The 10,381-nt window shown below is 41.5% G+C and carries 6 protein-coding genes; 5 read left to right on the top strand and 1 reads right to left on the bottom strand.

Annotated elements, in window-relative coordinates:
* Window positions 1-58: 58 nt before the first annotated feature.
* Window positions 59-2,830 carry an outer membrane beta-barrel protein gene (locus ACOVQQ_RS06955; RefSeq protein ID WP_421817560.1) on the bottom strand — a complete coding sequence of 924 codons (2,772 nt, stop codon included), beginning with the start codon at window positions 2,828-2,830 and terminating at the stop codon, window positions 59-61.
* 79 nt (window positions 2,831-2,909) lie between these two features.
* Here ACOVQQ_RS06955 and pnuC point away from each other — a divergent pair, with 79 nt between their 5' ends.
* The 5 genes from pnuC (at window position 2,910) to ACOVQQ_RS06930 (ending at window position 10,377) form a co-directional block, all read left to right on the top strand.
* Window positions 2,910-3,518, top strand: coding sequence for a nicotinamide riboside transporter PnuC (gene pnuC, locus ACOVQQ_RS06950; RefSeq protein WP_421817559.1), 609 nt, complete (start codon window positions 2,910-2,912; stop codon window positions 3,516-3,518).
* Entirely contained in the window at window positions 3,476-5,572 is a 2,097-nt protein-coding gene (locus tag ACOVQQ_RS06945; protein WP_421817558.1) for a DUF4301 family protein, read from the top strand. The genes pnuC and ACOVQQ_RS06945 overlap by 43 nt, the downstream gene beginning before the upstream one ends.
* The gene (arfB, locus tag ACOVQQ_RS06940; protein ID WP_421817557.1) at window positions 5,569-5,970 is read left to right on the top strand and encodes an alternative ribosome rescue aminoacyl-tRNA hydrolase ArfB; all 402 of its coding nucleotides are present in this window, start codon (window positions 5,569-5,571) and stop codon (window positions 5,968-5,970) included. Before ACOVQQ_RS06945 ends, arfB begins: the two co-directional genes overlap by 4 nt.
* Before the next feature lie 185 nt (window positions 5,971-6,155).
* Window positions 6,156-8,360, top strand: coding sequence for a TonB-dependent receptor (locus ACOVQQ_RS06935; RefSeq protein WP_421817556.1), 2,205 nt, complete (start codon window positions 6,156-6,158; stop codon window positions 8,358-8,360).
* A 271-nt stretch (window positions 8,361-8,631) separates the two neighbouring features.
* Window positions 8,632-10,377: a T6SS effector amidase Tae4 family protein gene (locus ACOVQQ_RS06930; protein WP_421817555.1), complete on the top strand. Its 1,746-nt coding sequence runs from the start codon at window positions 8,632-8,634 to the stop codon at window positions 10,375-10,377.
* The last annotated feature ends 4 nt before the right edge of the window (window positions 10,378-10,381 follow it).

Below are 10,381 nucleotides of genomic sequence, written 5' to 3'. Positions count from 1 at the left end.
GGACTTTTGTTAAGCTATTTTCCGCAAAATCAAACGCAAAAACTAAAGCGCTTGCCGATTAATGAATAATAATCATTCCGCCGTCGTCTTTTTTATCCCCAAACGATTTTAAGTTATACGTCAGTGAAAACATCACATAACGACGAAGTACGGTGTTTTCCGAGTCGATAATTGCCGTTGGCGTAATCGTGCGTCGAGCATTTAAGTTCTGGTCGAGTAAGTCGTACACTTTTACCTTCGCGATAAGCTGTTTCTTCCAAAATTCGTAACCTAAACTTACATTCATCAAATAAAAGTCTTTTCTAAAACCATCGGCAATATTCGAGTTGTAATTGTACGATAAATCGATTCCACCAATGACATTTTTGGGCACGTAGCTGGTAAATTGCAGCTGAGCGCGGTGTGTGAAATTATTCGCTTCGTCGATAATATAGTTGGTGTAATTGTTTAAGAACATCGTGTAGTTGTACGAAGGCATGATGTCGATAACTTTATCTAACGTATACGAAAGATTCACTCGCGGTGAAATCCGATAGCTTTCATTGGTAAAATCCACAGCATTTGTGAGTCCGCGTGAGAAATTACCACTCATACTAATGGCCGTTGTCCATTTAAATGTTCTCGTTCCTTTTTTGTAGCTCTTGCTGTAATTTCCGCCGAAGTAAAAATTGTACGTATCTCCGACGTTCTCATAGGTTGTTACGGCTTTGAAACTGTCGTCGAAAACCGTACTCGAAACTATGGAGTTGTTAGAATACGTAAATCCGCTGTAGGTGAATAAACCTGCTCGTTGTGCCCAGTCGTAATTGTTAAAAGAGAGGTAAAACGAGTGCTGGTACGTTGGGTCGAGGGCGCTGTTTCCGATGAAAGTATTTAACGGATCCGACAAGTTTTCGACGGGCAGAATTTGTTGTGCCTGTGGTAATTGTACGTCGTAATCGTAATTTACATACAAGCTCTTCTTTTCCGAAAACTGATAACTTAAATACGCATTAGCGTCTGGGAATACGTAATTTTTATCTAATTCGCTATTGATCCCTAAGTAATCTGATTCGTTATTGAAGTTTACAAATTCGGCACCAACGTTTGCAGAAAAATTGACTTTTTTGCTGTTCCATTGAATGCCTGCTGTTGGGCGAATTTTCTGTGTATTACTGCGAATATCGTTGGATTGAGCGGCGTTTAAATTATCGAAATTGCCTGAACCGGCATCAAAATCGAAGGTTTCTAAAACAGATTTCGAATCTAAAAGTTCATAACGTACACCTAACGCATATCGGGTCGAATCGGTTAGTTTCGCGGTGAATTCCGATTGAATATTAAAATTGTTATTTTTCGAATTGTCGAATTGCCGCTGATTTCGGATGTCGTCCGGACGATCCGCGAAAGTAGTAGCCGAAGCTGTTTGCGTCAGATTATTGTTGCGGGAGTTGTCTAAACTAGCGTCAACGGTAAGTCCTTGTTTGCGTTTGAAATTTTTGTAATAGGTGAAATTTCCAGTAAACTGGTCGTTTTCCGTTCGCGAATCGTTATCAAATTCGCTGCTGTTTAAGACATCGCCCGCTTCGTTTCTCGTAGTTTGATTTCGATTACTGTAGTTTTTTGCTAACGACTTCGCCAGCGACGGTGAAAAGAAAATACTGGCGGTGCTATCAATTTTATACTCGAATTCCGAACTAAAATTATGACCGTTTGAGAATGCACGAGTTCTTGCAGCCGACTCCGAAAATGTAGTTCCTGTGGGTAGGAAGTTTACGGTGTTGTTCCGATTGTCATTACGTGTTTCGGTATTCGATAAGAAGTAAGAAGCTTGATTATCAATTTTTCCAAGCCATTTGTCTTGGTAGTTTACACCAACCATGCTCGACTGTGTAATACCGGTGTCATTTGCACCAAAACGCAAGTTGTTGATGCCGAAACTTCCATTGTCGTTGTAATACACGGATCGACTCCTCCCGCCGCCCATGTTATCAAATATCTCGTTCATAGAAAAACCAATCGAGTTTATGTTATTAGAAGAAGCCAAAACGCTCACTTTCCGATCACCTTTAAAACGATTGTATAACAAACTCGATTCATAACGTTCGTCCGAACCGTAGCCGCCCATAATCTTACCGAACTGTCCCTTGTTGTTTTCTTCAGCTATGGTTAAATTAATAGTTTTATTTTCGCTACTTGCCGCCTCTCCTGAAAGCTCTTCCGACTTCGTTTTAGTATCAGTTACCTGAACTTTTTCGATGATTTCTGCAGGAAGATTCTGCGTGGCAATTTTACCGTCCTTTCCAAAAAACGGTTTCCCATTTACCAAAATGTTATTTACTTCTTTACCATTTACTGTTATTTTTCCTTCTTCGTCGATTTCCACACCAGGCAGTTGTTTTAAGAGTGCTTCAACATTGGCATCCGGTCCGGTTTTGAACGATGCAGCATTAAATTCCAGCGTATCTTTCTTGATTAAAATCGGTGGCGCCGACCCTTTTAAAATTACCTCTTGCAATTCATTGGCAGCTTCTGCTAGTTCCAATACACCCAAATCGTAATCCGTTTCCGTTCCTTCAAAAACCTTCGTTTGCGTTTCATAACCTACAAAAGAAGCGTTAACAGAAAAAGCAGTGTTCGGCTTTTTGATATTCATTAAAAAGTTACCCGAATTATTAGTTATCGTGTAGTCGATCATGCTGGAATCTTTCGCGATACTGACGAAAATCGTTGCTGATGAAACGGGAAGTTTTGTTTTTTTATCGATAACTTTACCCTTTATTTCGATTTTTTGTTGTGCTTGAATAGTGGCGCAGAGAGATAAAAAGATAACGTAAAGAAGATTTTTCATAGCAAGATTTTGTTTGGGACGAAATTAAAAATATTAGGAATACTAACGCAGAAATCTAAATTATGTTGCAAAGCCATTTATGTTAAATTTTGTAAGTAAACCCTTAGTCGAAACAACGCTCGAGGCAACAGCTTTTGTATTTGGAATTTTAAGCGTTTGGTACGCGCGTAAAGAAGATATTAAGGTATATCCAACCGGAATCATAGCTACTGCCATAACAACGTATCTACTTTATAAAGCAGCATACTACGGAGATATGCTTGTAAATGCGTATTTTACAATTATGAGTATTTACGGTTGGTTGGTTTGGAACAGTAAGCAACAACAACAAGCAAATAGCATTGGGAAAGCAAACTTGCGAGATAAATACATTGCTTTTTTATTGTTTGTTTTAACGCTGCTCTTTGTGCGAATAGCGTATTATTTGTTTGACACAGCATTAGCAACCGAAAATTATTTTGACATACTGGCATCAGCCATCTTTTTTTCGGCGATGTACTTCATGGCGCACAAAAAAATAGAAAATTGGCAACTTTGGATTGTGGGCAATTTCATCGTAATTCCGCTGTATTTTTACAGAGAGCTTTATTTTTTAGGCGTACAATATGTAATCTTTAATTACCTTGCCGTCCGCGCATTTTATGAATGGAAGCAAAAACTAACAAAAACAACCGATTCACCGGTCTGAAAATTGTCGTTTTCGGACCAGAATCTTCCGGTAAAACAACTTTGGCACAACAACTTGCAGCCAGATACAATGCTGCGGTTGTTCCTGAATTCGCCCGAGAGTATCTTACCAACAAATTAAAATCCACCCAGCAAAATTGCACTTTCGATGACATCTTGCCTATCGCAAAAGGGCAGATGCAAAGCGAGCTGGAAGCCGAACAAACTCCTGCAAACATCATTTTTTACGATACAAATCCGCTGTTAACCGCAGCCTATTCGGAATGCCATTACAATAAAATTCCAGAAGAATTAGAAAACGAAATACCAGCGCTTTCGTACGATCTTTATCTACTCACAGAGCCAGATATACCTTGGGAAGCCGACTCAATTCGCCAACACCAAAACCAACGCCAAGACGAGTTTCGAGCATTTAAAAAGTTTCTCAAAAAACGAAACTTACCCTACGCGCGAATTAAAGGAACGCAAACGGAACGTATAGCAACCGCCAGTGCACACATCGATAATCTGCTGCAATTGCTGCAAAATCAATTTAAAGCTGCCGACTATTTGTGGGTGCTTAAGCATCAATTATCGATCCCCAACCTGTTGCAACACATTAATATTGTAAACAACGGAATTGCACCACTACAGTTAGCCGCTCCGGCAACACCGGCAAACGGCATACTCGTTTTGGAACAAGAACAACACGACGAACTTGTCCGAATATTTGATGAAGAGAAAGCAAATTACACTCTCGCCAAGTTTGTTCCCGCCTCCGGAGCCGCTAGTCGTATGTTTAAATTCTTGCTCGATTTCCTCGAAAATTACGCACCCGACCAAGACACAATCAACGCATACATAAACAAACACAACGCGAAAGATCTGGCTGTTTTTCTCGTAGGAATAGAAAAGTTCCCCTTCTACGACGAAGTTATCGCCGAATTGAAAAGAAATTATTCCAATTTCGATCGCTGGAATAAAGATTTGAAAGATTATTACTTTATCAAATTCTTGCTCTCATCCCGACATTTCAACTTCGCATCCAAACCAAAAGCGGTTCTACCGTTTCATAAAACAGGAGTGCGCGTTAAAACACCAATCGATGCGCACCTTGAAGAAGCCTTAGCTTATATCCAAACCAAGCATGACGCGCACGTACACTTTACGATAAGCCCGGAATTTCAAGCCGACTTCCAAAGCATAGTCGAAGCTTTTCCCAACACCTCTTCTTCAAAAATCGATGTGAGCTACTCCGTGCAAGAATCGGCAACCGACACCATTGCAGTAGCCAATACAGGATTGCCTTACTACGACAAGAAAAATCATCTCGTTTGCCGCCCGGCAGGGCACGGGGCACTATTAGGAAATCTAAATCGTATTAAAGCCGATATTGTTTTCATAAAAAATATCGATAACGTTTCAGACAAAACATTACCAGCGATTAGTTTTTACAAGAAAATGCTCGCCGGAAAACTCGTTCAAATTCAAAAACGTGTATTCGAAATTCTCCAACAGTTGGAAGCGGGTGTCGATTTACAACTCAGCAATTGGATAGAGTTCGCTCAAAACAACCTAAATATTTCGGCATCCGCATCCATTCTTTCGGCCGATGCCAATTTCAAAAAAGCCTGGCTCTTCGAAAAATTAAACCGCCCCATTCGGGTGTGTGGCATGGTTAAAAACGAAGGCGAACCCGGCGGCGGTCCGTTTTGGGTGCTCGACAAACATCAGCAAAAGAGCCTACAAATTGTCGAATCCGCGCAAATTAATCTGAACGACCCACAACAAAAAGCCATTTTCGACGGAAGTACGCACTTTAATCCGGTCGATTTAGTTTGTGCCGTGAAAGACTTTAAAGGCAACGCGTTCGATTTACACAAATTTGTTGATCCAGATAGCGGTTTCATCGTCGAAAAATCGAAAGACGGACAATCGTTTAAAGCTTACGAATTACCAGGTTTATGGAACGGCTCCATGGCCGATTGGATTACGGTTTTCGTAGAAGTACCGCTTCAAACGTTTAATCCGGTAAAAACGGTAAACGATTTGCTAAAACCGGCACATCAGCCATGAACACCGAGCAAATTCTAGCCGAAATTCAAATGCAAACCGCCCGAAGTTCCGGCGCTGGCGGGCAAAACGTCAATAAAGTTGAAACCAAAATTTTGATCCGTTGGTCGGTAGTCAACACCCAAGCATTTGAACCTTTCGAAAAACAATTACTCCTGAAAAATCTTCAGACAAGCTTAACGCAAACCGGCGATTTACTCGTTACCGAATCTTCGGAACGTACGCAACCCGCCAACAAAAAACGCGCTGTAGCTAAGCTCTTTAAACTCATTCAAAAAGCCCTGCATGTGCCCAAAGAGCGCAAAGCTACTAAGGTGCCCAACAAGGCCATTCGCGCACGCATTCAAGCCAAAAAAATGCTGTCGGAACGAAAATTCTTGCGCAAACGCCCCGATTTTTAATACATTTGCGCCGTCTCAAAAGGGGTGCTCTAAATAACGAGCTGAGATCATACCCAATGAACCTGAGCAGGTAATGCTGCTAAGGGAATGAGCGATAACCGGCCTCGTGCCGCTCGGTCGCAAAAACCAACAAGTAATTATTAATCAGAATAATTACCCCTTTTTATTCGTAAATTTTTTTACGGATGAAAAAATCATCATTTTCTTTTTTTGGGCGCGCCCACAAGGGTCGGGCTTTACGCTCCAATTTATTTGGCTTACTGACGTCGCCAAATAAGATTTCCGCTGCAATCCCTCGCGCAGCAATCGTTACCGTTTTATGTCTGCCAAGCGCTTTCGCGCAAACGCAACAAGACAGCACGAAGGTGGAAACACTCAGCGAAGTTCTCGTCTCGGGCGTGCGTGCCGGAAAAGATGCTCCGTTGGCGTTCTCCAACCTTAAAACTACCGAATTAGCAACTCGAAATCTCGGACAAGACATTCCGATCTTGCTCAATTTCCTGCCTTCGGTTGTTACCACTTCCGACGCCGGAAACGGTTTCGGATACACTGGAATTCGCGTTCGTGGCTCCGATGCAACACGCGTTAACGTTACCATTAACGGTATTCCGTACAACGATTCCGAAAGCCACGGTACGTTTTGGGTAAACTTACCCGATTTCGTTTCCTCTACCGAAAGCTTGCAGCTGCAACGCGGTGTCGGAAGCTCTACCAACGGTGCCGGTGCCTTCGGCGCAAGCCTAAACCTGCAAACCGATAAAATTCGCGAAACCGCTTTTGCCGAAATCGATAATGCCGTAGGAAGCTTTAATTCGCGAAAGCACACACTAAAATTCGGCTCCGGATTACTCAACAACAAATTCGAAATCTCGGGTCGTATCTCCGATTTGAGTTCCGACGGCTACATCGATCGCGCATTCTCCGACCTGCGATCGTATTTCTTTCAAGCAGCGTATCGATCTGAGAAAACAACGGTAAAAGCACTCGTTTTCGGCGGTCGCGAGCAAACCTACCAAGCGTGGTACGGCGTCGATGCCGAAACCTTGCGTACCAACCGAACGTTCAATTTCGCCGGACTTTACACCGATGCAAACGGAAATCCGCAATTTTACAGCAACGAAACCGATAATTACGGACAAGATCACTATCAGTTGCATCTTACGCACCGATTCAGCTCACATTGGAGTGCAACAGCTGCTTTACACCTAACGCAAGGAAAAGGCTATTTTGAAAACTACATTGCGGGAGCTACGCCTGCAGATTACGGTCTTACTTCGGCAGCCGAAACCACCGATTTAATTCGTCAGAAATGGCTCGACAACGATTTTTTCGGTGCCACGTACAGCTTGAAATATCTGAAAGATAAAATCGATTTTGTGTACGGCGGGGCGGTAAATCGCTATAAAGGACTTCATTTTGGTAACGTGCTGTACACACGTGAGGCCACCAGTTTAGAGCCCGATAGTCGTTATTACCAACAAGACGCACGAAAAGACGAGGTAAATCAGTTTGCCAAACTCAATTTCCGCGCCAGCGATAAATGGCTTTTCTATGCCGATATGCAATGGCGCTACATCAATTATTTCGCCGAAGCACTCACACCAGCCGACGTAAACGACTGCTTTTCGTTTTTTAATCCAAAAATGGGTGTGACGTACTTTTTAAAACCCAACCAATCGCTGTACGCATCGTATGCAAAGGCACAACGCGAACCAAACCGTAACGACTACGAAACGGGAAGCGTACGACCAGAGAAACTAAACGACTTTGAATTGGGTTATCGTTTTCAAGGTTCGAAAATGTCGTTTCAAGTAAACGGTTACGCCATGCTATACCGCGATCAGTTGGTGCTTACCGGTGCGCTCGACGATGTGGGCAATGCCATTCGAACCAACGTTGGAAAAAGTCACCGTTTGGGAATCGAGCTTGATGCTAACGTACAGCTGACTAAGGAACTCAGCTGGGCACCCAATGCCACGTTTAGCCGAAACCGCAATCAAGATTTTGTTACCGATGTTAACGGCGTTCCAACGGCACTAGGCGAAACCGAAATTGCGTTCTCTCCGGAATGGATAGCAGGAAATGTAATTACTTGGAATGCATTTAAGAATTTCTCGGCTGCGTTGTTGTCTAAATACGTCGGACGTCAGAATTTATCAAACCTCAACGACGCCAATGCCCGATTAAATGCCTATCACCAGCACGACTTAAACTTAAGTTATACTGTAATTCCGAAGGCGTATGCCAAACAATTGCGCTTTTCGGTGTTGGTAAATAACATTCTCGATCGAGATATTGTTTCCAACGGTGCCGATTTTGGCGGAGGTTACGTTGTCTATTATCCGCAGGCCGGAATTAATGTTCTGGCCGGATTAAACATTCAGCTCTAAAAAGAACGTCCGATTAACTAATCGGACGTTTTTTTTAATTGTAAACCCGAATTAATCGCGGATTGATCGTAAAACTCCATTTTTCTTCAGATGTAAATAAAACAACCTACAAACATACCGTTCTCCTGAAATTACCGTTACGGTTTTTCCGTAAAGGGGTTCTTTTTTCTTAACAAATTAAAGTTGAAAGATAAAAGCTTCTAAAGTGTTACTTTTTTTATAACGGTAATATTTATTTAATTACTTTTATTTCCAAATTAAACCATTTATTATGAAATATTTATTTATCCCCCCCCATTTTAATTACGCGGCGTGGGGAAAGAGCAGAGTGCGTTGTAAAAACAATGTAAAATTTGAATTTAATAAAAAAGTAAAAACGGTTGTTACTAGAATATTTTTGCTGTCTTTTGCTTTGGTTATTTTATTAAGCGGCTGCTCTTCTGAAGAGACGTTACTGGAATCAGAGAGAAAAGATGCAGTTAAACTCCAAACGGTTTCTTTTTCTGATTTAGCGAAGAATCAGGGTGCTTTACGTGCTTACCGCGCATACAACAGCAAATTGGAAGCGGAGCGCCTTCAAGCTAGAGGAATTACTTTTTATGGTGTTTTAGTTGATACGACAAAGATTTATTACACGGAAAAAGGAGATTTGAAATCGTACACTTTTGAAATCGTTGATTTTTCATCGCGAGATACTATAAAGAACTTAGTATTGCAAAGCAAGAGTGATCAATCATACATGCCTTATGTTGCTAAATATGCGTTGAGCGAGACAGATAAAAGTGCCCTAGTTAGCGATGGGAATCTGATGCTATTGCCCACTCGAATAGAAAATGAGCAGCAATCATTTGCACTACCCATTACCGGCGACCCTTCGGATTGTTTAGAGATTCATACAGTAACTCGTGATTATTGTTTTGGAGAAGATGGTAGTATTATTGTTAATAATGGAGAGAAAGGTGGTTGCCCTAGACCCGCATTTCAGAGTGTAGAAACCTATTTTATTATCGATATGAATTGTTTAACGGGTGGTGGTTTTAATGGTGTTGGTCCAACAACTGGTGGCACAGGCGGCACAGGCGGCACAGGCGGCACGGGCGGCACAGGTGGCACGGGCGGTTCAAGCTCATTTCCTACCAACGGTATTAGCCCGATTAATCCGGATTTAATTTCGCTACCCATTTTTAACATCAATAGAATAGAAATACGGATTTTAGCTAATCTTAATCCCTTGCAAACTCAATGGTGGAATACAGCAAATCCAGAAATAAAAACGCAGTTACGAGAAATTTTAAGCGTTTGGAATCAGGAGAATTTGGAATTTGTGAAATGGACTATTGATTATTTGATAGAGCATCCAGAAGTGACTTGGGAGCAGTTGTATAATCTATTTTTCAAGCCGTATCCAGATATTTCCGACGAACAAATAGACGATATAAACGAGGATCAAATAATTTTTGAGGAGCCAGTTCTTCAAGAAAGCTTACCTACTTTAGCTTCTTTTAAAGCTGCCTTCCCCAAAAATGGGGTGGAGGGTAATTATACTCAAATGGAGACATCCACCGTATATCAATTGGTAGGAGGAACTATTTTAAATAGTCATTTAAACAATCCAAGCCAATATAGCAATGCATGTTCAATTCGAGGTTCACGAGGCTTACTTTATTCAAACCCCTCGATTTCGATCCCGATTTTGATATACAACGGTAGTCAAAGAACTCAGAAAGGAGCAGATTTAAAAAACTATATTTTAGACGCAGTATCTTTCAATAAGTTTATGAAAGTAAAATTTGGAGATACCACAAATAAACTTGAAGGGGCTGCAGCCAACAATCAGCGGCAAGTACTTGATATGTTGGAAGGGAAAACAGGAATTTATGTCATAATAAACAACAGCCCTGGAACCGCTGGATACTCAGGTCATGTAGATTTAATTATCAATGGGCAATGCATAGGTGGTGAATACATAAGGCCAGCAGGTGGAGTAAAATCGATTCGAGTTTGGACACTAAATTAAACGA

This window comes from Flavobacterium sp., assembly GCF_049240005.1.
In the GTDB taxonomy this organism is placed as follows: Bacteria; Bacteroidota; Bacteroidia; order Flavobacteriales; family Flavobacteriaceae; genus Flavobacterium.
The sequence above is the reverse complement of the archived record's forward strand: the minus strand, read 5'-3'. Positions and strand labels throughout refer to the sequence as shown.

Excerpts from the sequence above, each read along its gene's own strand:
- ACOVQQ_RS06935 (WP_421817556.1), top strand. The coding sequence starts at position 6,156 with ATGAAAAAATCATCATTTTCTTTTTTTGGGCGCGCCCACAAGGGTCGG.
- pnuC (WP_421817559.1), top strand. The coding sequence starts at position 2,910 with ATGTTAAATTTTGTAAGTAAACCCTTAGTCGAAACAACGCTCGAGGCA.
- ACOVQQ_RS06945 (WP_421817558.1), top strand. The coding sequence starts at position 3,476 with ATGGAAGCAAAAACTAACAAAAACAACCGATTCACCGGTCTGAAAATT.
- ACOVQQ_RS06930 (WP_421817555.1), top strand. The coding sequence starts at position 8,632 with ATGAAATATTTATTTATCCCCCCCCATTTTAATTACGCGGCGTGGGGA.
- ACOVQQ_RS06955 (WP_421817560.1), bottom strand. The coding sequence starts at position 2,830 with ATGAAAAATCTTCTTTACGTTATCTTTTTATCTCTCTGCGCCACTATT.
- arfB (WP_421817557.1), top strand. The coding sequence starts at position 5,569 with ATGAACACCGAGCAAATTCTAGCCGAAATTCAAATGCAAACCGCCCGA.